General features: G+C 68.2%; 21 protein-coding genes. 2 read left to right on the top strand and 19 right to left on the bottom strand.

Translation table 11 applies throughout. From position 1 onward, the window contains the following. Positions 1-2: 2 nt before the first annotated feature. From ACFQRE_RS08165 to mtrA, 8 genes are all read right to left on the bottom strand, one after another. On the bottom strand, positions 3-1,019 hold the full coding sequence (locus tag ACFQRE_RS08165; RefSeq protein ID WP_380120955.1) for a P1 family peptidase: 1,017 nt from the start codon (positions 1,017-1,019) through the stop codon (positions 3-5). Next, on the bottom strand, positions 1,016-2,206 hold the full coding sequence (locus ACFQRE_RS08160; RefSeq protein WP_380120952.1) for a winged helix-turn-helix domain-containing protein: 1,191 nt from the start codon (positions 2,204-2,206) through the stop codon (positions 1,016-1,018). Before ACFQRE_RS08160 ends, ACFQRE_RS08165 begins: the two co-directional genes overlap by 4 nt. Positions 2,207-2,250: 44 nt before the next feature. Further along, on the bottom strand, positions 2,251-2,967 hold the full coding sequence (locus tag ACFQRE_RS08155) for a response regulator (RefSeq protein WP_380120949.1): 717 nt from the start codon (positions 2,965-2,967) through the stop codon (positions 2,251-2,253). 90 nt (positions 2,968-3,057) lie between these two features. After that, positions 3,058-3,759 (bottom strand): ribosome hibernation-promoting factor, HPF/YfiA family, encoded by a 702-nt coding sequence (hpf, locus tag ACFQRE_RS08150; protein ID WP_380120947.1) that lies wholly within the window; start codon positions 3,757-3,759, stop codon positions 3,058-3,060. A 139-nt stretch (positions 3,760-3,898) separates the two neighbouring features. After that, positions 3,899-4,618 (bottom strand): ComF family protein, encoded by a 720-nt coding sequence (locus ACFQRE_RS08145; RefSeq protein WP_380120945.1) that lies wholly within the window; start codon positions 4,616-4,618, stop codon positions 3,899-3,901. A gap of 91 nt (positions 4,619-4,709) precedes the next feature. Further along, the gene (locus tag ACFQRE_RS08140) at positions 4,710-6,434 is read right to left on the bottom strand and encodes a GerMN domain-containing protein (protein ID WP_380120943.1); all 1,725 of its coding nucleotides are present in this window, start codon (positions 6,432-6,434) and stop codon (positions 4,710-4,712) included. A gap of 119 nt (positions 6,435-6,553) precedes the next feature. After that, positions 6,554-8,236, bottom strand: a complete 1,683-nt coding sequence (gene mtrB, locus ACFQRE_RS08135) for an MtrAB system histidine kinase MtrB (protein ID WP_380120941.1) — start codon at positions 8,234-8,236, stop codon at positions 6,554-6,556. A 2-nt stretch (positions 8,237-8,238) separates the two neighbouring features. Continuing rightward, complete coding sequence (gene mtrA / locus ACFQRE_RS08130; protein WP_380120938.1) at positions 8,239-8,916, bottom strand: MtrAB system response regulator MtrA; 678 nt, start codon at positions 8,914-8,916, stop codon at positions 8,239-8,241. Between the two features lie 247 nt (positions 8,917-9,163). On the opposite strand from mtrA, the gene ACFQRE_RS08125 reads away from it, so the two are divergent. Continuing rightward, positions 9,164-10,072, top strand: a complete 909-nt coding sequence (locus tag ACFQRE_RS08125) for a peptidoglycan-binding protein (protein WP_380120936.1) — start codon at positions 9,164-9,166, stop codon at positions 10,070-10,072. Positions 10,073-10,187: 115 nt separating this feature from the next. On the opposite strand, the gene ACFQRE_RS08120 is transcribed toward ACFQRE_RS08125, so the two are convergent. The 4 genes from ACFQRE_RS08120 to ACFQRE_RS08105 all read right to left on the bottom strand — a co-directional run bounded on the left by ACFQRE_RS08120 (position 10,188) and on the right by ACFQRE_RS08105 (position 13,201). Beyond that, positions 10,188-10,973 carry a nucleotidyl transferase AbiEii/AbiGii toxin family protein gene (locus tag ACFQRE_RS08120; protein WP_380120933.1) on the bottom strand — a complete coding sequence of 262 codons (786 nt, stop codon included), beginning with the start codon at positions 10,971-10,973 and terminating at the stop codon, positions 10,188-10,190. Beyond that, positions 10,970-11,605, bottom strand: a complete 636-nt coding sequence (locus ACFQRE_RS08115) for a type IV toxin-antitoxin system AbiEi family antitoxin (RefSeq protein WP_380120931.1) — start codon at positions 11,603-11,605, stop codon at positions 10,970-10,972. Before ACFQRE_RS08115 ends, ACFQRE_RS08120 begins: the two co-directional genes overlap by 4 nt. A gap of 318 nt (positions 11,606-11,923) precedes the next feature. Next, positions 11,924-12,418 carry an Hcp family type VI secretion system effector gene (locus tag ACFQRE_RS08110; RefSeq protein ID WP_380120929.1) on the bottom strand — a complete coding sequence of 165 codons (495 nt, stop codon included), beginning with the start codon at positions 12,416-12,418 and terminating at the stop codon, positions 11,924-11,926. A gap of 75 nt (positions 12,419-12,493) precedes the next feature. Beyond that, positions 12,494-13,201 (bottom strand): spermidine synthase, encoded by a 708-nt coding sequence (locus tag ACFQRE_RS08105; protein ID WP_380120926.1) that lies wholly within the window; start codon positions 13,199-13,201, stop codon positions 12,494-12,496. Positions 13,202-13,391: 190 nt separating this feature from the next. Here ACFQRE_RS08105 and ACFQRE_RS08100 point away from each other — a divergent pair, with 190 nt between their 5' ends. Next, on the top strand, positions 13,392-15,197 hold the full coding sequence (locus ACFQRE_RS08100; RefSeq protein ID WP_380120924.1) for a glycoside hydrolase family 3 protein: 1,806 nt from the start codon (positions 13,392-13,394) through the stop codon (positions 15,195-15,197). 139 nt (positions 15,198-15,336) lie between these two features. On the opposite strand, the gene ACFQRE_RS08095 is transcribed toward ACFQRE_RS08100, so the two are convergent. The 7 genes from ACFQRE_RS08095 to ACFQRE_RS08065 are packed head-to-tail and all read right to left on the bottom strand — an operon-like array spanning position 15,337 to position 23,237. After that, positions 15,337-16,242 (bottom strand): type II secretion system F family protein, encoded by a 906-nt coding sequence (locus ACFQRE_RS08095; protein ID WP_380120921.1) that lies wholly within the window; start codon positions 16,240-16,242, stop codon positions 15,337-15,339. 3 nt (positions 16,243-16,245) lie between these two features. Beyond that, a complete protein-coding gene (locus ACFQRE_RS08090; protein WP_380120919.1) occupies positions 16,246-18,159 on the bottom strand; it encodes a type II secretion system F family protein in 1,914 nt (637 codons plus the stop codon). Positions 18,160-18,206: 47 nt separating this feature from the next. Beyond that, positions 18,207-19,571, bottom strand: a complete 1,365-nt coding sequence (locus tag ACFQRE_RS08085) for a CpaF family protein (protein ID WP_380120917.1) — start codon at positions 19,569-19,571, stop codon at positions 18,207-18,209. Next, positions 19,568-20,734, bottom strand: a complete 1,167-nt coding sequence (locus ACFQRE_RS08080) for an AAA family ATPase (RefSeq protein ID WP_380120914.1) — start codon at positions 20,732-20,734, stop codon at positions 19,568-19,570. The genes ACFQRE_RS08085 and ACFQRE_RS08080 overlap by 4 nt, the downstream gene beginning before the upstream one ends. Continuing rightward, entirely contained in the window at positions 20,731-21,558 is an 828-nt protein-coding gene (locus ACFQRE_RS08075; RefSeq protein WP_380120911.1) for an RcpC/CpaB family pilus assembly protein, read from the bottom strand. The genes ACFQRE_RS08080 and ACFQRE_RS08075 overlap by 4 nt, the downstream gene beginning before the upstream one ends. Before the next feature lie 27 nt (positions 21,559-21,585). Next, entirely contained in the window at positions 21,586-22,851 is a 1,266-nt protein-coding gene (locus tag ACFQRE_RS08070) for a pilus assembly protein TadG-related protein (protein WP_380120909.1), read from the bottom strand. After that, positions 22,848-23,237, bottom strand: a complete 390-nt coding sequence (locus ACFQRE_RS08065) for a TadE/TadG family type IV pilus assembly protein (RefSeq protein WP_380120907.1) — start codon at positions 23,235-23,237, stop codon at positions 22,848-22,850. Before ACFQRE_RS08065 ends, ACFQRE_RS08070 begins: the two co-directional genes overlap by 4 nt. Between the last annotated feature and the right edge of the window lie 22 nt (positions 23,238-23,259).

The raw sequence follows: 23,259 nt of genomic DNA, 5'->3' as shown, positions 1-23,259 counted from the left end.
AGTCAGCAGGGCCTTAGTGGAAGGTCGCGCAGGGTGGGGAGGAGGCGGGCTTCGCGGCCGGTGACCGGCTCGGCGTGGGCGAGTCCACTGAGGACGGCTTCCTCGACGGCTTCGGCGACGGCCCGGAAGGCACCGTTGAGCAATTCGGCGCCAGGCTCCTCCACGGGCCCAGTCGTGGTGCTGAACGCGAGCACGAGTTCCCCGCTGCCGTGAGTCGTCACGCAGCCGGTGCGGGCCAGCCCGTTCTGGGCTCGCACGGCGACTCTGCGCAGGGTCGCGCTGTCGAAGGGCGCGTCGGTCGCAACGACGATGACGACCGACCCCGCCGGCTCATCGTCGGCCGAGGACGCAGCCGGGACCTCGACGGCCGACTGAACCAGCTGCCCACCCACGGTGAGGTCGCCCCACACTCCGAAGTTGCTCACGAGTGCGACGCCAAGGACGTGCGTGCCCTCCCCCGTCTCGAGCACGCGCGACGCCGTGCCGAATCCGCCGGCCAGCCCGAACGTCCTCATGCCCGTCCCGGCGCCAACCGTCCCCTCAGCCACCGGCCCGTCGTGGGCCACAGCGAGCGCTGCAGCGAATTCGCCCTCACCGCAAGTGTGTTCACGCGGATCGTTGACGAAGGCGTCGTTGCATTCGAGGACAACGAGGTTCACCGATCGCCCTCCGGAAGCAGCTCCCACATCAGGTTCCAGGTCAAGGCGCCGCCGCAACATGGCCGCCTGGACGCAGGGCGCAGCGAACACACTCGAGACCGCAATGACGGACTCGAGAGTGCCGAGTTCACCCACCTGCATCAGCCCCGTGGACTTGCCGTAGCCGTTGATGACGTGAGCCGCGGCAGGCAGTGGCCGGGCCTCGACGTCCGCCGGCACGACGACGGTCACTCCGGTCGCCACACCGCGGGTCGCATCCACGACCGTCGCGTGTCCCACGCGCACACCCGGAACGTCCGTGATGGCACCGGCGGGACCGGACGGCATACGCCAGGTCGCGAGCCGCGGCACCCAGCTCACGCGGTGACCTCGACCTCACGCAGGCCGAGCCAGTTGGCCATGGACTCGAGTTCCTCGTGGAGCTCGCGCGTCTCGTCGACTCCGCCGCGCCCCGGCTCCCACGTCACCCGACGCGCGAGCAACCGCCCACCGGCCCGGTCTGCCTTGAGGTCGACGCGCGCGACGAGATCCTCACCCAGGAGGAACGGCAGCACGTAGTAGCCGTGGACCCGCTTCTCCTCGGGAACATAGATCTCGAGCCGGTAGTCGAACCCGAACAGCGCCGAGGTCCGCTCGCGTTGCCAGACAAGCGAATCGAACGGAGACAACAGCGCGCGCGCCGAGATGCGTCGTGGTCGTCGTGCGCTCGGATGCAGGTATGCCGGCCGCTTCCATCCCTCGATCGTCACCGGTTCCAGCTCGCCCGCCTCCACGAGCGAGGCAATGGCCGGTGCGGCCTGGTGCGGCTTGAGCCGGAAGTAGTCGCGCAGGCACTGCTCGGTGCCGACGCCATGCGCCCGGGCCGCAATGCGGATGAGCTCGACGAAGGCCTCCTCATCCGAGGGACGCGCCCCGGGAGACTCGGCAACCCCGCGAAGGTGCGGGGGGAACACGCGTGCGGGCACGGCATACCGGCGTTCGAACTGGCTGTTGCGCCCGGCGGAGCTGACCTCGCCGGCCCAGAAAAGGTGCTCGAGCGCGGACTTCACCAACGACCAGTTCCAGCCCCACTGCTCGCGGTCCCGCGGCAGGTCGTGGGCCAGCGCAGCCTCGAGCTGACGACTGGTCAGCGGCCCGCGGGCAGCGATCTCGACCAGGACGGCGTCGACGAGTTCGGGGTGTTCGCGCTTGACGCTCTGCATGCCGCCCCAGGACTCGTCATGGGCACGACGCATCCGGAAGTCGAGCAGCGGCCAGGTCGACGGCGGGATGAGCGAGGCCTCGTGCGCCCAGTACTCAACCAGGCGCCGCGGCGCCCGATCGCGCGCCCGGTCAACGAGCGTGCTGTCATGCGGCCCGAGACGCGAGTAGAACGGCAGGTAGTGGCTGCGCGAGACGACGTTGACGCTGTCGATCTGCACGATGCCCACCGTGTCGATGACCCGCTGGACGTGCCGGGAGGTCGCGCTCCACGGCTCAGGCTTGAAGACACCGAAGCCCTGTGCCGCAAGCGCGATCCGACGGGCCACCACGGTGCTGAGTCGCATGGGCCCCATCATGGCGGCACCCACCGACACACCCCGGGAGAGGATCAGGCTTCGGGCTCGATCAGGTTGCGCCGCATGGCATAGAGCGCCGCCTCGACCCGCGAGTGGAGCTGGAGCTTCTCAAGGATGTTGCGCACGTGGTTCTTGACCGTGTTCTCGCTGATGAACAGCTGAGTCGCGATCTCCTTGTTGGCCTTGCCGCGTGCCACGAGACCGAGCACCTCGAGTTCGCGCTCGGTGAGCCGCGGACCAGCCGTCGCCTCCTTGGGCGGCTCGTTGCTCAGTCGGGAGAACTCGGCGATGAGCTGGCTGGCCATGTGCGGCGGGATCATCGACTGTCCACTGTGCGCCATGCGCACCGACTCGGCGATCTGCTCCGTCGGCAGGTCCTTGAGGAGATAACCGCTCGCGCCAGCCTTGATGGCAGCGAAGAGATCGGACTCGTCATCGGACGCGGTCAGGATGAGGATCTTGGTGCGTGGCGCTTTTTCCTTGATCGCCGTGCAGGCCTCGATGCCACTGTTGCCGGGCATGCGGACGTCGAGAAGGACGACGTCGGGATCGAACTCGAAGCACTTCTCGACGGCCTCGCCGCCGGATGAGGCTTCGGCGACGATTTCGAGGTCGGGTTCGAGACCGATGACGGCCTGCATACCTCGACGGTAGAGGTCATGGTCATCAGCGATGACGATGCGGATTCGTTCCCGTGCCTCCCCCAAGGCGGAGGCCCGAGAACCCTGTTCGGAAAGGGACGGACTCACTAGGTCATAGTCCCACGGCGAGTCCGTCCCCGTGCGCCTAACGAAAAACCTCGTGTGCCGAAGCGACGGAGGTGACGTCGGGGCAGGTGATCACGATGCCTCTGCGCGCTCCGAGACAGAGCCCTGGACGGGAGGGCCCGGGTCCTCGAGCTCGTCGTAGCCCGCCGCGTCGGCCTCGGCCGAACTGTCGGGCACCTGCCCATTGAGGTCGAGGTGAAGGACGCCGTAGGACCAGCCCCGGCGGCGATAGACGACGCTCGCCCTGTCGGTCTCGGTGTCGTGGAAGAGGTAGAAGTCGTGACCCACGAGCTCCATCTCGCGCAGCGCCTGCTCGAGGCTCATCGGCGCGGACATGTGGACCTTCTCGCGGACCTCGATCGGCGAATCGCCAAACGGGCCAACGTCATCGGACTCTGCTGCTTCGTCGGGACCGGTCTCGGCGGGGACGAAGGCCGTCGCGCTGGCAACCGACTCGGCGGCGTGGCGTCCACGGCGCACCGTCCGGTCGTGCTTGCGACGCAGGCGCTCGAGAAGTTTCTCGAGGGCGACGTCGAGGGCGGCGTACTTGTCCTCCTGGCATGCCTCGGCGCGCACGACCGGACCCTTGATGTGACAGGTGATCTCCACGCGGTCACAGGCCTTGGCCTGGCGGCGGTTCGCTTCGTGGCTGATGACGACTTCGATCCGGCGCGTGCGCGGAGCCAACTGCTGGACCTTGTCCAACTTCTCCGCGATGTGCTCCCTGAATCGGTCCGAGACGGTCGTATGGCGTCCGGTGACGACGATGTCCACTAGTCCTCCTGAGGATTGACGTGGCGAGCTCTACCAGTAGGGGCCTGTCGAGGGCTCAGGGCGGCGGCACCACCTCCGAGGGAGGATGCGTCTCATGCACCGACGTTAGACCTGTCCGCACCCCCTTTCAAGGGGAGGCTCATGGGAATGTCCTGACAGGCTCCACACGCTTGCGCGTGGCCCCGATCGCTGCGGCGAGCACCTCACCGGCGCCCGCGTCGCGCAGGGCCCGCGCCGCCTCCGCGAGGGTCGCTCCCGTCGTCACGAGGTCATCGACAACGACGCAGACCGCACCCTCCAGGACCAGCCGATGGCGTGCTCGCACCGTCATCGCACCCGCCAGATTGCTCGCCCGCTCCCCCGCGTCGAGGGCGGACTGGTCACGCGTCACGCGCGTTGCCGACAGCACATTGGCGACGACGACACGCCCGCCGAGCCCGACCACGGCCGATGTCACGAGCGGCAGGAGCGGCACGTCTCCCCGTCGTCGGCGGGCGCGCGGCGAGCCCGGCACCGGCACCACGACCAACCCACGACCTCGCAGTGCCTGGCGCGCAGAAACATTGTCTCCCAGTGCTGCTCGCAAGGCAGGCGCCAGCCGTGCCCCGAGCGTTCGGCGCAGGTCCCGCCGGTTTTCATCCTTGTATGCCGTGACGACCGCGCGCAGCGCTCCGCTCGCTTCCCCGGAAACCCAGCACGACGGCATACCCGGTGGGAGGGGTGAGGGGAGCGCGAGGCGAGGCGAGGGATGGAGGCAGTCGTCGACGGCACGGCGACACTTCGGGCACAGGGGGCCAAGGGGCAGGTGGCAGAGCGCGCACGACGCCGGCAGCACGAGGTCGACGAGGTCCGAGAGCATCCTCCGAGACTGTCGCGTTGCCACGACCGGGCGCCAGCGTCAACCGGCGATCTGTGGACAGAGCGTCCCCGACGTCATGCCTGTGGACGGGTCAGCGCGCGGCGATGGCGACGTCGGTGCCGCGGCCGAGCGAGAGCCACTGCTGCCCGGCCCGGCCGAGGACGGTGCCGTCGGTGGTGGTCACGACGATGTCGCGCTCTCCTCCCGTGGAGGTGATCGCTACACCCTTGGGCACCTCCGTGAGCGACTGCTCCTGACCGTCGATCGAGATGACGTAGGGGCGTCGCTGCTCCCTGGCTCCCCCTCGGCGAGCGAGCGTGGCAACGGTGACGTCGGAGAGCCACACCAGTCCCGCAGGCTCGACGAGGTTGCTGCCGAGGCGCAAGGGGGCGGACAGCCCTTGCGGTTCCCCGGCGGGCGTGCGGATGACCCCGGCGACGTCGATCCGGGCATCGGTCCCGTTCGCGGCCGTGTGGAGCACGAGGACTCGGTCCCCCTGCGGCGACGGCTTGGCCTCGATGACCCGACGCTTGGTGAGCCACGCGGCGTTGACCGGCTTGGCTGTCGGCTGGCGCTGGGTGGCCGGGTCGCCGGCCGTGTTGAAGGTCCACAGTCTGAGGTCGGATTCTTCATCGAGGCCGATGCCGCCGACCCAGATGTAGCCGCGAGTGTCGTAGGTCGGGTGGCCCACCGCGGTGCCGAAGAACGGCATCTCGTACTGCGTCTTGTCGTGGAAGCGCGAGATCCCGGAGCCGTCGGGGTCCACCGCCGTCAGTTCGGAGCCGTCGCCCGACAGGGCGAGCGAATGGAAGGTGGGCTGGATGTCGGGGTGCCCGGACTTGGTCGGGTCGCGATCGACGGCGCTCGAGTTGGGCAGGAAGTAGAGGGAGGCGCCACGGCGCACGACGGGACGTCCCGGAACCTGCGTCGGCGTCACAGGGAAGCCCACCTGCTCGATCGTGCGCACGGGGAGGTCGACGTCGGGCAGTTCAAGGGTGACGTCCTGAACCCTGATGGTCACGCCCTGGATGCTGGGGTCCTGCAACAGCGTGGACACCAGTTGGGCCCAGACGTTCTCGCGCTGCACCCTGGCGGTGGGGACGCGCCCGATGATCTCGACGCGCGCGATGCCGTCATTGACGGACACGGAGTCGGCCGTGAGGCGCGAGCCGCGCGGGATGTCGTTGCGGACGGCGTTGCCGAGGTATGCCGGTGGGTCGGCGAGCTGGGCGCGTGCCAGTCGGGTGGCCAGGTGGTCTCGAGGAAACCACCGTCGGTCGGGGACAAGGGTTCGACGGTCGGTGGCCAGGTAGTGGAGCGTGTAGGGCTTGAGCAGACGGCCGAGGTCGGAGGTGGTGATCCAGCGACCGAACTCCTTGGGGAGGTTGCTGATGCGCCACTCGCCCTTGATGCGGGCGAACTCGAAGATGACGCGCCGTCTCGCGGTCGGCGCCGCGTTGATGTAGCGACCGTCGGTGCCGATCGTTCCCTCGACCGCGCCCACGAGCACGGCGGCGTTGGGCGCCTGTGGTGTGACGACGAGGGGTGTGGTCGTCGAGTAGAGGACGATCTCGCCCTCGGCGACCCACGACTTGGCAGCCTCGGGGGTGAGGAAGCTGCGTGCGGTCTCGTAGTTGCCGTCGCTCGCGGCACCGGCTCGGACGAAACCGGCGACGATCTGCTGCTGGGTCGCCCCATCGACGGGCGGCGGGTAGATCGCGCGCACCGGCTCGGAGTCACCTCCGCGCACCTCCAGGCCGGGCTCGGCTTCCCGCGCCCTGCCAAGGCTGCTGCAGCCCGCGAGGACCGTGGTCACGACTGTGAGCAGGATGACGAGGGCGACGCGTGCGCGACGCCGGCGACCTGGAGCGGCCTGTTGCGAAGGTGTCTGTCGCGAAGGTGCCTGTCCCGAAGAGGCCTGTCGCGCAAGGGAGCTCACGACCGCTCCCCGGGCGACAGCGCCAGCGGTGACGACGTCAGGGACACACCGGACCTTTGCGGGAGGGTGAGCCGGAACCGGGCCCCCACTCCTGGTTCGCCCCACGCCTGGAGCCAGCCGCTGTGCAGACGAGCGTCCTCGAGGGCGATGGCAAGGCCAAGACCCGTGCCGCCGGTGGTGCGCGCCCGGGCAGGGTCTGCCCGCCAGAACCGGGTGAAGACCATCGAGGCCTCACCGGGGCGGAGCCCGACGCCGTGGTCCTCGACGACGACGGCCACGGCACCGTCTCCATCGCGCAGGTGCACGGTGATGGGTTTGCCGTCGCCGTGCTCGATGGCGTTGACGACGAGGTTGCGCAGGATGCGCTCGACGCGGCGCTCGTCCACCTCGGCCCGCACCGGTCCCGAGGCGACGATCTCGATCGTCGAGCCGCGCCGGTCGGCGAGGGGCTGGGCGGCCGCGACCACTCCCGCCACGGTGCCGCGCAAGTCCGCCGGAGCAAGGTCGAGGGCCGCGGCGCCGGCGTCGAACCGGCTGATCTCGAGCAGGTCTGACAGCAGCAGCTCGAAGCGGTCGAGCTCGCCCTGGAGGAGTTCGGCGGAGCGCCCGACCATGGGGTCGAAGTCGGTGCGCGAGTCATAGAGGAGGTCGCCAGCCATTCGGATGGTGGTCAGCGGGGTCCGCAGTTCGTGCGAGACGTCGGAGACGAAGCGTTGTTGCACGCGGCTCAGCCCTTCGAGCTGGCGGATCTGCGCCTGCAGGCTGTCGGCCATCGCGTTGAACGACGTGCCCAGCAGGGCAAGGTCGTCCTCGCCGCGCGACGCCATGCGTTCGTTGAGCTTGCCCGACGCGAGACGCTCGGCCACTTCGGCGGCGCGCCGCACGGGCGAGACGACCTGCTTGGTCACCACCCAGGCGACCGCACCGACGAGGAAGGTGAGGATCAACCCGGCGATGCCGAACGCGGTGGAGATCAGGCTCATCGTCCGGAGTTCCTGCGTCATCGGATAGATGTAGTAGAGGTCGTAGCGGCCAGCGATGGGCACGTCCACACCGGTCCCGATGAAGACGGCGGGCACCTGTTTCCCGTTGATGATGACGTCGCTCACCATCTTCTGCTGGTGGGTCGGGTCGGCGGCAACCTTCTGGCGGATGTCCTGGGTGACGGAGGACAGGCCGACCTTGTTGGACTCGAGCGCGTTGAGCTGGGTGGGTTCGGTGTTCTTGACCCCTCGGAGCATGACGACGTAGCGCGACGGTTCGGGACCGGGAGGCGTCAGCTTCGAGCCCATGATGTCCTGGGCCGCCTGGTTGAGATCCTGGGCCGTCGTCACCGTGGTGTTCTCCCACTGTTTCTGGGCCGTGGCGGTGAGACCTCGGGCTTCGTACTCGCTCGTCTGGATCTTGTCGTTCTCCAGGCCGGTCGCGATCTCGTTGTAGAGGTAGGACCCGAGCAGGGAGACGACGACGAGGCCGAGGATGACCGTGGTGGTGACGACCCGGAACTGCAGCGACCGCCGCCAGGTGCGCGTGAGCGCCCTGGTGGTCGCGACCACGACCCGACCCACCTGGCGCAGACCGCCCATGGCCTGTCCACCGACGTGCTGAACCTGCCGAGCCAACGTGGGCGACGAGGTGGCCCCTGACGCGACCGACGTCTTGGTCGGCGTTGCGGCCATGGTCAGGCCGGCCCCGCCCGGTAGCCCACGCCACGCACCGTGACGACGATCTCGGGCCGCTCCGGGTCCTTCTCGATCTTGGAGCGCAGGCGCTGCACGTGCACGTTGACGAGGCGCGTGTCACCGGCATGGCGGTAGCCCCACACCTGCTCCAGCAGCACCTCACGGGTGAAGACCTGCCACGGCTTGCGGGCCAGCGCCACCAACAGATCGAACTCGAGCGGCGTCAGGCTGAGGGACTCGCCCTCGCGCTTGACCGAGTGGCCAGCGACGTCGATGACGAGGTCGCCGATGGTGAGACGTTCGGGCTCGACGTCGTCGCCGCGGCGCAGTCGGGCGCGCACGCGCGCGATGAGCTCCTGCGGCTTGAACGGCTTGACGACGTAGTCATCTGCGCCGGACTCGAGACCCACGACGACGTCGATCGTGTCGGTACGGGCGGTGAGCATCACGATCGGGACACCGGACTCGGCACGGATGCGACGGCATACCTCAAGTCCGTCAACCCCCGGAAGCATGACATCGAGGAGGACGACATCGGGGCGGGTCTCGCGGAACGCGGCGAGCGCTCCCGAGCCGTCGGCGACGTGGTCAACTTCGAGGCCCTCGTTGCGCAGCACGATGCCCAGCATCTCCGCGAGAGCGAGATCGTCGTCGACGACGAGCACGCGACCCTTCACGGTCACTCCTTCATGTGGCACAAGTGATGCGGCGCTGTCCCCGCGCCGATTCCTCATGATCCCACAGCGAGGTGCGTGGGCCGTTCACCCTGGCCTGCGCGGGGAGTCTGCGGGGATCCGCGGAGAGTCCGCGGGGAGTCCTCCCCATGGTCAGGGACCGCGAGGCGGACCTAGTTTCGGCCCTGGGCACGCCACCCGGCGTGAGGCTCGAGACATCGGGCAGCCCCACATCCATGGAGGGGAAACCATGAAGCACCGAAAGATCAGCCGCCGACCCGCCCTGGCGGCACCACTCGCCGTCGCCGCCGTGAGCGCCTTCGCGTTCGGCGTTGCAGCTGCCGCCCCGTCGACCGCCGCGACGCCCACCGTCAGCACGGTCGGCACCACAGCCGCTGCGCTGCCGACCGTCGACATGGCCCGTGTCCTCGCGGCCGCCCAGGTCGAGCCCCGCTGCGGCCAGCGCTCCGGCCTGTCGGACAACACGTCGACGATCCGCGTCCAGTCCGCGCTCAAGGCCAAGGGCATCGCGACGACGGCCGACGGTTGGTACGGCAACGGCACGACGAGCTCCTACACGACGTGGCAGCGCAGGCTCGGCTACAGCGGCATCGACGCCAACGGCCTCCCGGGCCCCACGTCGCTGACCAAGCTCGGTGTCAACCGCTTCACCGTGACGCACAAGGTCACGGCCGGCAGCACCACCGACTCCTACGGCGGCAAGCGCGTCAACACCCGCACCAAGAACATGCTCCAGGCGGCCGACAACCTCCTCCCCCGCTGGAACTTCAGCCTCTCCCAGGGCAGCTACAACCCCGGTGGCGTCGGCGCCTCGGCGGGCACCCACGACGGTGGCGGGGTCGTCGACATCTCCGTGTCGGGCCTGTCCGAGACCCAGCGCTGGCAGCAGGTCAAGGCGCTGCGCACTGTCGGTTTCGCGGCCTGGCTGCGCACCCCCTCGCAGGGCTTCAGCTATCACATCCACGCCGTCGCGATCGCTGACCCGGACATCTGGCAGAAGGACGGCGGCCACATCGCCCGCGACCAGGTCTGTGACTACTACATCGGCAAGAACGGGCTCGCCAGCCACGCGGCCGACAACACCCCGACGTCCTACCGCATGCCGTTCACGTGGTGGGAGCGCTACAAGGGTCTGTGACCTTTCGGTCCCCTGACCGAAACGACAGGGCCGGGTATGCCGGGAGCTCACCTCCCGGCATAGCCAGCCTTTCGTTGTGGTCCCGTTTGGCGACGGACAGCCCAGCCCCTGGACATCACAACTGGTCCCAGTTCTCGCCCACTGCACGCGACCATCCGCGACGCACTGCGTCCAGGGCTTGTTCCGCGGTGACGGTCAACCTTGTCTGCCCGCCCAAAGAGGCGAGCCAACTCGGCTCTGAAGGGGCAGAACCAAACATGAATGGGCGTGGCTCATGCCCGGTCGTGCCGAACCGAGCGAACAGTTCGGCGGCCTCGGCGGTCAGCGCACCGATCTCGTCCAGAGCCCACAGGTCATACAGGTCGCGCGGCGCCGCGCGGTCGTTCCAGGCCGCCGTCTTCCAGCCCGCGAAGGACGCCAACGTCGGCACGGTGAGCGCGGCAGGCGAGGCGTCGGAGTACCGCTGCTCGACGGCAACACGCTCCACCGGCCAGGCCGAGTAGTGCTCTCCACGCAGGACCTGCAGCTTCACTTGAACCCCAGCCGTGGAGACCACTGCGGCGTCGGTGTCGCGGTCGGTGAATCCGGGGCTCCAGACGGGGCGGCCGTGCGTGCGCATCAAGGCCCTGTCGAGAGCTCGGACGAGCATCTGCAGGAGATCGGCGCGCGTGCTCGTCGCGATCAGGTCTATGTCTTCTGACAATCGGGCGTGCGCAAGATGGGTTCTGCTGAGCGCGGTACCGCCAAAGAAGATCACCCCATCGGCGCAGATTTCGGAGATGGTCGCAAGGATGTGGGAGATGACGTGGTCGCGACGGACTTGCTCCTCGGCGACGCCGAAGCGCTCGGTCTCTCGGCGGAGGTCATCGAACGACAATCCCGTGGCGTCGGCGCCCGTCACGTCGCCAGCCCCGCTCGGCGAACCCGATCAAGTGCGCGTCCCAAACGTTGGTTCGCGGCGATCTCGGCAAGCAACGCGGCGTCGCATCGTGCCGCAAGCGCCCGCATTGCGGCCTCGACATCCTCGTCGAGCGCGTCCCGGTCCGGGCGATGCGCCAAGTCAAGAAGAGTCTGCTCCGGGGTGGTGATCAAACAGCGACCCATCTCCGTTTCCGTGAGCTCGACCTCCATGGCAGCCACGTCTCGGATCAGGAATCGCACGACGGCATTCCGGTCGGTCATGTGGACAGGTCCGCGGCGGCGCGGCGCGGCCACGAGGGCAACTCCGACCGCGCGGGGAAGCGCATGGTGCACTCGCGCGGCGCTGATCCCCATGAGGGCGAAACCACGTGCGCCAAAGTCTGCGGCCGCGACCCCAGCCGCGGCGGCCTCCAGCGTTGGCATCCACTCGGCTCCCACGCGATCCTGCGGCACGACCGTGAAGTAGCCGTTGGCGAGCCGGTGGAGTAGCCCCGCCTGAGTGAGGCGAGCCAGCTGCGGACGCACATGCTTGTACACAGTGACGTCACGCGCGCGCACAGTGCGGAGCGGCGCCTGAGCCAGCTCCGCTGGCAGGCCAGTTTGTCGGGTCATAACTCCTCCTCTCGCATAAATACGCTAATCGTACCTTTGAAGGGTACGGTACGCGCAATATTGTCGCGGCAAGGCGTTGGGCGAACCCGTCAGAGTTTGTCGCCGTTTCGATTTCTTGCGCCAAGCCGCAACAAGTCCGAAGCCGAAGCCGAGCCGAAGCCGCAGCTGGGCGCAGGTGCGTTCAACGGCGAGGACCGACCGCCAAGTGCAGGGTGTTGGTCGACTCTCCACCGGTGATCGGGGTTGCGGAAGGTGACCACGTGGGTGTCGGCGTGGTCGAAGGCCCCGCCCATCCGGCGGATCTCCTCCCAGCGAAAACTAGACTTGCTTGCGCGCCTTGAGGTCGTAGGTGAAATGGACCCCGGTGTCCAGCGAGCCGTCAGGCTTCTGCGGCTTGTATTCGAGGTCGACTTTGGCGAACGTGAGCACGACACTCTCCGTCGTGACGTCCCCTTCGCCAATGACGCTCATGGAGACGTCCGTGACGAGGAGGTCGGTCATGGTGACGATGAGGTACACCTGCTGAATGCCACCCGCCTTGCGGACCGTGATCGTCGCGTCCCTGAGGTGCTCACCCGTGGCACACGCCTTCATCAGAAGCGGCGACGCCATGTCAACGCGATGGGTGAAGGTGAAGTCGTGGAATGTCGCTTTGCCCGCGCCTGCGCCTGCTCCCCCACCCCCTCCTCGGCCCGGGGTGGCGGTCTGGGACACGCCCCAGGTCCACGACAGGACGTCGATCTCGTTCTTGTGCCTGGCGTCCTGCGACTCACCCTTGATCGAGCCGATGCGGGCGAAGATGGATGCTGCCATCACGCGTTCCTCTCCTTGGAGTGCGTTGACGGATGATCCCAACGTCGTCCTGTCGGGGTCTGGTGTCAACGGTTCTCAGCGACGCGGTCGAACGGCCAGATAGACGGTGTTGGTGGACTCGCCGCCGGTGATCGGGTTGGGGAACGGGACCACGTGGGCGTCGGCGTGCTCGAAGGCCTCGCCCATGCGCCGGACGACCTCGGGCTCGGGCGGTTCGTCGGACCACAGCGCGAAGACCCCGTCGTCGGTGAGCATCGCGCCCACCCGAGCGAACCCCTCGACCGTGTAGAGGTCACCGTGGTCGTCGCGCAGCAGCCAGTCGGGTGCGTGGTCGATGTCGACGAGCACGGCGTCGTAGGTGCGGTCGGCCCGGCCGGCCCGCACCACGTCGAAGAAGTCGTCGGGCACGAGGCGTACCCGTGGATCGGCAGCCATCCCCTCGGTGTCGGGCAACAGATCGCGCACGTGCCAGGAGATGACCATCGGCAGGGCTTCGATCACGGTCAGCTCGGAGACACGGTCGTCCTCGAGAGCGGTCAGCGCGGTGTAACCCAGCCCGAGCCCGCCGACCAGGACCGTGAGCGACGTGCCGGACGCCGCGGCCACGGCCGCAAGACCGATCCTCGCCAATTCCCGCTCACCAGTAGTGAATTGGCTGGACATGAGGAAGTCGTCCCCCAACTTGACCTCGTGCACGTCTCGCTCGGTGATGCGGTCCCAGCGCCGGCGAAGGCTGATGACACCCCAAGGTGTATCGCCGTAGTCGAGCTCCTGGATCTTCATCCACCGAGACTAGTGCCGACGCCCGTCCGCATATTTCCTCCACAAAGATGGCCACGGCCGGGGCTTCCCAACACGCACCGTCGGGCCTAGTGTCGTTTTCGTTCCCCTCCCTGGGGGTACGTGAGCCCGGAGGTGCCACATGTTTGATCGGCCAGCATCCACCACCCGTCGCAACCGGACCTTGGTCCAAGTGCCTGCCATCGGCCTTGCCGTGGCGATGGCTGCGGCGTTCGGTCCATCTGCGAGCGGGGATCCGGGCCACTCCGGCGACGCGCCCTACCGCGGCAAGATCATCAGCCAGATGAACCACATGACGCTGGAGCAGAAGGTCGGCCAGCTCTTCGTCATCGAGGTGGCCGGTCGCGACGCCAACACAGTGAGTGCCACGGCCAAGGCCACCAACCAGCGGCTCTTCGGCGTCGACACCCCCGCCCAGGCGATCGCGAAGTATCAGCCGGGCGGCGTCATCTACTACACGACCCGCAACAACGACGACAACATCGGAGACCCCGCCCAGGTCGCCACCTTGTCCAACGGCCTGCAGGCTGCAGCACTCGCGCAGCCGACCAAGATCCCGCTGCAGATCTCGGTCGACCAGGAGGGCGGCGCCCTCGTCGCCCGCTTCGGTGCGCCGGCGACACAGATGCCCGGCAACATGGCGCTCGGCGCCGGCCGCTCCGCTGCGGACGCCCAGCGTTCGGCGGAGGTCATCGGCACCGAGCTCGCCGCCGTCGGCGTGACCCAGGACTATGCGCCGGTCTCCGACGTCAACATCAACCCGAACAACCCTGTCATCGGGATCCGCTCCATCGGCGGCGACGCCAAGCTGGTCTCCGACCTCGCGGTGGCTCAGGTGAAGGGCTTCCGCGCGGGGGGCGTTTCCTCCGTTGCCAAGCACTTCCCGGGCCACGGCGACACCGGCGTGGACAGCCACTTCGGACTGCCCGAGGTGACCCACACGCTGCAGCAGATCCACGAGATCGACCTGCCGCCCTTCAAGGCGGCAGCGGACGCCGGGGTCGAGACGATCATGACCGCCCACGTCGTCATGCCCGCGATCGACCCGGGTGTCCCGGCCACGATGTCGCACAAGGTCCTCACCGGACTGCTGCGCAACGAGCTCGGCTACAAGGGGCTCATCGTCACGGACGCGCTCGACATGGCAGGCGCCGCGGCGACGTACCCGCCCGACGTGGCCCCGGTCCAGGCGTTGCTCGCCGGCGCTGACCAGCTGCTCGTGCCCGTGCAGATGGACACGGCCATGAGCGCGGTGCTCAATGCCGTGAACACCGGTGTGATCAGCAAGCAGCGCATCGACGAGTCCGTCTATCGCGTGCTGCTCCACAAGTACCAGCGCGGCATCTTCCAGGACCCGATGGTCGACGTGGCCGCGGCGCCCCAGATCATGGGCGCCCCGCAGCACCTGGCCGACGCGCAGGCAATCACCAACCGCACGACGACCCTCGTCAAGAACGACGCCGACCTGCTGCCACTGGACGCCGGCCCGCGCAAGGTCCTCGTCGCCGGTTGGGGTGTCGGCACGACCCAGACGATGGCGACCGCACTCACAGCACGCGGCGCCACGACCCAGGTCCGCGAGTCCGGGACCACACCGTCAGCGACCGCGATCTCCAACGCTGTCGCGGCGGCGCAGTCCGCCGACCTCGTGGTGGTCTCGACCAACAACGCCTACGCCGTCAACGCGGCCACCGGACTGCCGACTCCGGCCGCGGTGGCTCAGACCAAGCTGGTGAAGGCACTGCTCGCCACCGGAAAGCCTGTCGTGGTTGCGGCGATGCGCAACCCGTACGACGTCGCATCGTTCCCCGAGGCGGCGACTGTCGTGGACACCTTCGGCTACACCGCCCACCAGGTCGAGTCACTGGTGCGCGTGATGTTCGGCGAGGTGAACCCGGTCGGCAAGCTGCCCGTCTCGATCCCGAAGGCGGACGGCTCCGGCGAGCTGTTCCCCTTCGGCCACGGCCTGGGTTACTGACCACGACCCAGCCCAACGACAAAGGCTGGGTATGCCGGGAACTCACGTTCCCGGCATACCCAGCCTTTGTCGTCGTGGTCAGGTCAGTTGCCCGAGCCCTTGCTGCGATGGGCAATAGCTCGTCCCGCTCTTGTCGATCTCATTGTTTGCTGAACAGGTCGTAGATGTTGATCGCAGCAGGCCCGAGGATGACGACGAAAATCACCGGGAAGATGCAGAGGAGCACCGGGAAGACCACCTTGACGGTCACCTTCTGGGCCTTCTCCTCGGCGAGCTGCCGCCGAATGAGGCGCATCTCCTTGGTCTGCTCGCGCAGAACGCCCGCGATGGGTACACCCAACCGATCGGCCTGCACCAGGGCGGACACGAAGTTCTTGACCTCGGGCGAGGTGTTGCGCTCGGCCATCCCCTGGAAGGCCTGCCCCCGGGTCATGCCGATCTGGAACTCGGACAGAACTCGCGCGAACTCGCCAGCAATCGGCCCGGTCACGTTGCGGGCGACCTGCCCCAGCGCCGCGTCGAAGCCCTGCCCGGACTCGACGCACACCGTGAGCATGTCGAGCGCGTCGGCGAAGCCCCTGCGGAGCTGCTCCTGGCGCCGGACTCCCGCGTTGTAGACGAGGAGGTCGGGGAGGTAGAAGAGGGCGGCACCACCGGCCACTCCGTACAGAAGGCCCCTGAAGCCGAGACCTCCGAAGAAGAGGCCCAAGAGCACCCCGGCGACGAGCCCGATGCCCTTGGCGCCGAAGATCCGCTCGACAGGCCAGGCGGGCGGGTTGCCCGCCCGGTTGAGGCTTGCGGCGAGCCGGTCAGCGGTCCCCGCAGGAGAGAGGCGCTTCGCGACTCCTTTGAGGCCCTGTTCGAACGGCACGACGAGACGGTCCTTTGCCGCAAGCTCGGACTTGGCGACGGTACTGCTGTCCGGACGGTAGTTGACCAACTCGAGCGACCGGGCGACACCGGTCGTGCCGACTCCGATGGTGCTGATGAGCACAACGGCGACGCACAGGGCGACCGCAACGAGGACGGCTGCGACGATGAGCATTGTTCAGACCTCGATCTGGATGACTTTGCGCATCCACAGTGTGCCGATGACCATGCTGACGCCGCTTCCCAGCAGCATGAGGATGCCCACGGTGCGGGTCCAGAGCAGGGACGTGTATGCCGGGTTGCTCCACGCCATGTAGACGAAGAGCAGGATGGGGAGCCCGAGAAGGATGTAGGCCGACAGGCGACCCTCGGCCGACAGCGAGTTGACCTGACGCTTGAGCGACTCCCGCTCGCGCAGGGTGTGTGCGGTGGTGCGCAGCGTGTCCGCGAGGTTGCCACCGACGTCGCGCTGGATCCGGATGGCCATCGTCGTCCAACGCATGGCCTCGCTGTCCATCCGGACCGACATGTTGTCCAGGGCGTCCGAGACGTCGGCGCCGATGCGGGTCTCGGCGAGCGTCCGCGAGAACTCCTTGCCTGCAGGCTGGGCGGAATCGCGGGCGACCGCGTCGAGCGCCTGGGTGAGGCTGAACCCGCTGGCCAGTGTCGTGGCCACGAGCATGAGGATGTCGGGGAGCATCTGCTCGAACTTCTTGGCGCGGCGGCTGGCGAGCATCCGCAGCACCGCTGCGGGCAGGAAGTAGCCCAGGACGATGCCAATGGGAACGGTGAACCACCACGGCATGGCGAGCACGACCGGGATCAGCGTTCCCCCCACGACGATGGCCACCACGCGCAGGACGAACCATTCCCCTGCCCTCAGCGGGAGATCGGCACGCTGGATGAGCGCCATCGTGCGGCTCGTGGTGTCGCGACCTGCCATGACCCGCTCCCCCACCCGCACAGCGGACTGCGCCACCACGGAGGCGTGGGTCTCCGCCGTGCGCGGAAGCCGGGACGCTTCACCGAGCGTGTAGTGCTCGACCTGTGCGACGCGGTCGTGCCGCTTGGACCGGAAGGGGTCGAGGACCGCGATGACAAGCGTGAGGGCGCCAACGAAGAGGGCGATGAGCGCCACTATGAGGGACCTGCTCATCCCGGTGTCGACGCGCGTGAGCGTGGCCGGCCCGACCCCGGCCTCCGGGACCAGTACGACCGACTTGCTGGGTGACGGTGCGGGTGCGCCAGCCTCGCCGAACTCGACCGTGGTCTTGATGGAGAAGGGGCGGCCCGTGGCGGTCCCTTGCACCGTGACGGGCACGGAGCCGGTGAGTCCTGCTGGACGCACGATGTCGAACTGGACCTGCGACTCGAGGACCTTGGCTGCCGCCAGGAACGCGTTGCGCACCGCTGCGGCATCGGTGGCCTGCACCACGGAGCCACCGCCGGCCTTCGCGAACGCGGCGAGCGCCTCGGCGTCGTTCTCCCCAGTGGTGAACCGGACGACCTCGACACGAGTCTGGGCAGCGGTGAGCGCCTTGACCGCAGCCGCCAGGCCCGGGGCGCGGTCACCCACGGTGTTCTTGCCGTCGCTGAGCAGAACGATGCTGCGGTCTCCGGTGGAGCCGAGCATCCTCACGGCCTCCGCGACCCCGCTGAACAATGCCGTGTTGCCGTCGGCACGGAGGTCGTCGACGACACCCTGGACGGTCGCGCGGTTGGTGGTCGGCGCGATCTCAGGCCCGGCCGTGTTGCCGAACGAGACGACGCCGATTCTCACGTCCTTCGGCGCCGAGGCAAGGAAGCCCTTGACTGCGGTTCGCACGGTCGCCATGCCGGAACGACCCATGGAGCCACTCGTGTCGATGAGGAGCACCGTGGTGCGCTGGGCGCGTGTGGCGGGCTTCGATGTCACCGACGACGGTCGGCCGTCGAGCGTGGCGATCATGCCCGGGTCGATCGACACGATCTCCTCGCCTGGGCGGAGGGTGAGCACCCCCGTGAGCCGGTCCGTCGTCACCTTGATACCGCCGATGGAGCCCGGGATGGGGTCGGCCGCGGTCGCCGAGGTCGGCACTCCCAGAACCGCCATCGCTGTCAGCGTGGCCAACAGCAGCGGTCGCAGGAGCGTGCGCGGGCTCATCGCATCGGCGGGGCGAAGAGTTGGATGGGCAACTCGACCCCGAGGTCGTGGAGGTCGGTGGTGAACTTCGGGCGGATCCCGGTGCTGCGCAGCTCGCCCAGAAAGCGGCCGTTCTCGTCGCGGCCCGCGGCGTAGTCGAACGCGAAAAGATCCTGGAGGGTGATGATGTCGCCCTCCATGCCCACGACCTCGGTGATCTGCACGATCCGCCGGGTGCCGTCCTTGAGGCGGGCCTGCTGGATGATGAGGTCGATGGCGCCGGCGACCTGCTCGCGGATCGCGCGCATCGGCAGGTCGACTCCGGACATGAGCACCATCGTCTCCAGACGCGACAGCGAGTCGCGAGAGGTGTTGGCGTGCACGGTCGTGATCGAGCCGTCGTGGCCGGTGTTCATGGCCTGGAGCATGTCGAGCGCTGCTCCATCTCGCACCTCACCGACAACGATGCGGTCGGGCCGCATACGCAGGGAGTTGCGCACGAGGTCGCGGATGGTCACTGTGCCCGAGCCCTCGATGTTGGCCGGACGCGACTCCATGCGCAGGACGTGCTGTTGGTGCAGCTGGAGTTCGGCCGCGTCCTCAATGGTGATGATGCGCTCGTCCTCGGGCAGGAACGACGACATGACGTTGAGGGTCGTCGTCTTCCCGGAGCCCGTGCCGCCCGAGATGATGATGTTGCGACGCCCTCGGACGCATGCCCACAGGAAGTCACGGACCGGGGGCGTGAACGTGCCGAAGGACACGAGGTCCTTGTCGGTGAACGGGTCGGCGGCGAACTTGCGGATGGTGAGGATGGCGCCGTCGAGGGCGATCGGTGCGACCACGACGTTGACGCGGGACCCGTCGGGCAGTCGGGCGTCCACGAGCGGGCTGGCCTCGTCGACGCGTCGGCCGATGCGCCCCACGATCCGGTCGATGATCCGGCGGAGGTGCGTCTCGTCGGTGAACCGGGCAGCGGCGGGGTAGATCTTGCCCGCGCGCTCGATGAAGATGCTGTTCGCGCCGTTGACCATGATCTCGGTGACCTCGGGGTCACGCAGTAGCGGCTCGAGGGGACCGTGCCCGAGGATCTCGTCCGAGACCTCCTGCGCGATCCGGGTGCGGTCCGAGAGGGACAGCGGCTTCTGCTCGGCGTCAATGACCTCCTGGAGGGTCTGCCGCACCTGGCTGGCGAGCTCGCTCTCCTTGAGGTGCGGGTCGTAGAGCCGCGGTCCGAGCGAGTCGATGAGGCCCTGGTGCACACGCTCCTTGACCTCCGTGAAGGGGTCGACCCGACGGGTCTCGGCCTGGTCCCCTCCCCGTGAGGGCACGATCGGCTCGTGCGCGCGGCGGACGGTGTCGAGACGGTCGGCAAGGCTCATCGACTTCTCCTGCTGAAGAGGCTGCGGCGGTGGGGTTCTTCTACCGGGCCGCCGAAGCGGCCTCGGATGTGGACGTCGGCGATCTCCCGGAGCGCGACGCTCACGGGGTCGCGTGGCGACTCGAGGACGAGCGGCACGCCCCGGTTGACGGATGCGGGGACGGAGATGCTCGCCGGGACGCTCACGGCGATGGGCGCACCGATCGCTTGGACGACGTCCTCGGGTCGCAGCCCGACCTTGACGTCCGCGCGGTTGAGGACGATGACGCGTGAGTCGCGAGGGCTGCCGAGCGCGTCGAGGGTCTCGAGGGCGAGTTTGAGGTTCTTCACTGCGGGGATGTCGAGGGTGGCGATGAGGACGAGCAGGCTGCTCACGTCGCAGGCGGCGAGCACGTGCTCGGTGAACGACGGAGGGGTGTCGACGATGACATAGTCATAGGCCGCTGCCGCCACCCTGAGGAGCTCGGTGACGACCGGCGCGCTGATCCGGTCCGCGAGTGAGGGGTCCGTGGGGGCGGCAACGACGTCGAGACCGCTCGCTTGGTGGTGCGTCACGAGCTGCGCGAGACCCTCGGCGTCGAGATGGCTGTGCATCGCGACGGCGTCGTGCACCGAACTCGTTGGGATCAGCTGCATGCTGATCGCGACGTCACCGAAGGACAGGTCGAGGTCGACCAACAGGGTCCGTAGGCCGCAGAGGGCCAAGTGGGTCGCCAGGTTGGTCGACAGCGTGGTCTTGCCGACACCGCCCTTGGCCGAGAAGACGGTGACGACCCGCCCCTGCGGGACCGCGGTGCCCCCGTGGTGTCCGGCGAGCTTGGCCGTGAGGTCGCGGCTGCGCCGGACCGCGTCCGACAGCGCCGGTGCGTCGTCGGAGGCGATCACCTCGCGGAAGCCGCTGCGCAGGGCCTGGCCCATCGTCGTGACGTCGAGCCGGTGGCGCAGCAGGATGAAGCCCACCGCTGGCCGCTCGGCACGCACCGACTCCACGAGCAACGACGCCTCGTCGATGTTGACCTGGGCGCCGATGACGACGAGGTCCGCGTGCGGGTCGTCGTCGAGCGCCCGGTGGACCAATGGCGCCGAGCCGAGGAGGAGGACCTCGCCGAGAGCGAAGTGGTAGCGGTCCTGTGCCCCCGGCTCGTTGTCCCAGAGAATCGTCATTTCGATATCCCGTGGTAGCTGAAGTCGTCGGTCGCCAGGTTCGGCGGCACCGTCGTGTCCGGACCCTCGAGCGCGAAATAGAGGTGCTTGGCCGGGTTGTTCTGGAGGTTCGCGCTGTGCTGGATCGCATGGACGAGTTTGACCGAGTCCGCGGGTGTCAGCTCGACGGTGACGAGGTAGCTCTGCACCGGGGTCGAGGTCGTGGGCGCAGCCTCCTGGTCCTTTTCGGCCTGCTCGGTCGCCACGGGGGCGGACAGGCTGGTCGTGCCGATGCCGATGACCGAGACCTTGGTGAGGAGGATGCTCGTGCCCTTGACGCTCAGCTCGTTGTACTGGGCGGTCGCCTCGTCGGTTCCGAGCCTCTTGAGGTCGTAGGTGTCGTAGATCGTGACCTTGCTGCCGGGGGTGACGAATGCACCCACGCGGTTTGGGTCCTCGAGGGTCACCGAGACCGCGACCATGCCCGAGCTCACGCCGATCGCCCTCTGCCCCAGCCGTTCCAGGCCGAAGGCCGCACTGAGCACGACCTGTCCGGGGGGCAAGTCCGCGCGGGCGACGAACGAGCTGTTGTCGGAGTTGATTCCGGCGAGCGCCCCCGCGGGCTTGGCCTTGCCTGCCACCTGGGTGCGGGTGATGAGACCGCTGCGCTCGGCGTCCTTGAGCGTCGTGCCGGCGGGGACGACCTTCTCCGAGACGTAGACCGCCTGCGGCTGCTGACCCTCGAGCGCGCGTTCGTCGGCCCCCTGGGCGTAGAGCAGCACGAGCACTGCGCCGGCGAGGGCGAGCACGACGGCGGCGGCAAGGGCGAGGACACGACGACCCATGGAGTGAATGCCTTTCGAGGGGTGTGATCAGCCGGCCGGAACGACAGCCGTCAGACCGAAACCGTTGGTCGAGGTCGGGGGAACGATCGTGGCTGTGGGAGTGTTGAGCACGCCTTGGACGAACCAGCCCGAGATGCAACGACGAGGATTGCCGCACGGAACGGACCCTGACACCCGGCTGGGCCTGGTCTCCCCTCCACCGATGCGGTAGCCGCTGAGGTAGAACTTCGCGACTCCGGCCACGTGGTAATAGGTGTTGGCTCCGCCGGCATCGCCCGGGTCGCAGTCCGCCGGCGGAGCGCCCACCGGAGTCCCGGTCGTGGACTTCACCATGCAGTCGAACACCGGAAGATCAATGACGGGTCCGTTGGTCCAGATGTTCGCCAAAGCGGACTGGCAAGTGCCGCTCGTCGAGCTACCGGTGTCGATGTTGGCCCAGATGTTCACACCGTTGGTCGTGCTGAGCGTCGTACTGCACGGGCCGCTGGTGTCGAGATATCCGAACCCCCCGGCCGTGTCCTTGCCGTTGTACGAGCAGCCCGGCTTGGAAGGATCATGCAGGTCGATGATGACCTCGCGACCGGAAGTGTTGGGGGTGGTCGCGGGCAAGGGGTATGCCGGCTGGCCGGCGCCCCCGTAGCCGGGCCACGGGGACACGGGAGGCTGCACGACGTACGTGGTGCCACCGCTGGTGTACGTCTGCCACTCGCAGGTCGAGATCGTGATCGGCGAGGTGAAGGTCGCCGTGGTCGGCCTCCCCCAGGCGGCTCGTGCGCACGAGACCACGTTGCTGTCATCCGGACCGGTGTCGTTTGCGCGCGTGAAGGGGTTGGGGATGAGCCCGGGTGACGTCTCATTGGCCCGGACTCTCACCTCCACGTAGGGCAGTCCCGCCGCCAGCCCGGGGGGAAGAGGTGGGCACTCGCGGAGCTGATCAACGCTCGACGTCGAGGTGCACACCGGCAGAGAGCCGGGGATCGAGGACGTCGACTTGCACTGTCGTTCGATCGTGTGGGTGCGTGCACCACTGTTGATCGTGTTCGCGGTGGCCAGGGCAGGCAGGTTGTCAGCGTCGAAGTTGCAGTTGGCCTTGGCACAGCTTTGTGCCAAGGCGATGGCCGCGGCATCGGCAGCGTTCTGCGTCTGGCGTCGCTCAAGGATGATCTGTCCGGCGTCGACCGACCACGCCAGCAGGCCGGTGACGACGAAGGTCCCGAAGAGCATCGCGACGAGGACCCCAACCGCTCCCTGCTCGTGACGTGGGGTTCGAGGGTAGGAGCTCCTATTGGTCATCCAGAGCACCTCATCGATGACGTGGCTGTGGGTTGGGGGGGCGTGATGCCGCCGCCCGGGAACAGTCCGCTGATGGCACCCAGCGCCACCCAGTTGAAGCCGCTGACCGTGACGGTCACGCTCCTCTCTGAGGTGGCTGTCAGCACGGACGGACAGGCCGTCGTGGGAACGACGGTGTGCGTGCCACCGGACACCCCGTTGAGGTTGGGCATGGAGGCCTCGGCGCGCGCCGTGATTTCACTGGCTGAGTAACCAAGCGCGGCCATCCGAGCGCCTTCACGAGCCCCATTCGTGACCATGGCCTGGACGAGGAACATGCGGCCCATGTCGATGAGGCCGAAGAGCACCAGGAGGAGGAGTGGCAGCAGGAGGGCGAATTCGACCATCGCTGCGCCTCGCTCGCGGGGA

This window comes from Knoellia pratensis, assembly GCF_042666395.1.
GTDB lineage: Bacteria > Actinomycetota > Actinomycetes > Actinomycetales > Dermatophilaceae > Knoellia > Knoellia pratensis.
Note: the sequence above shows the minus strand (reverse complement) of the source record. Positions and strands in the feature narration are given on the sequence as shown.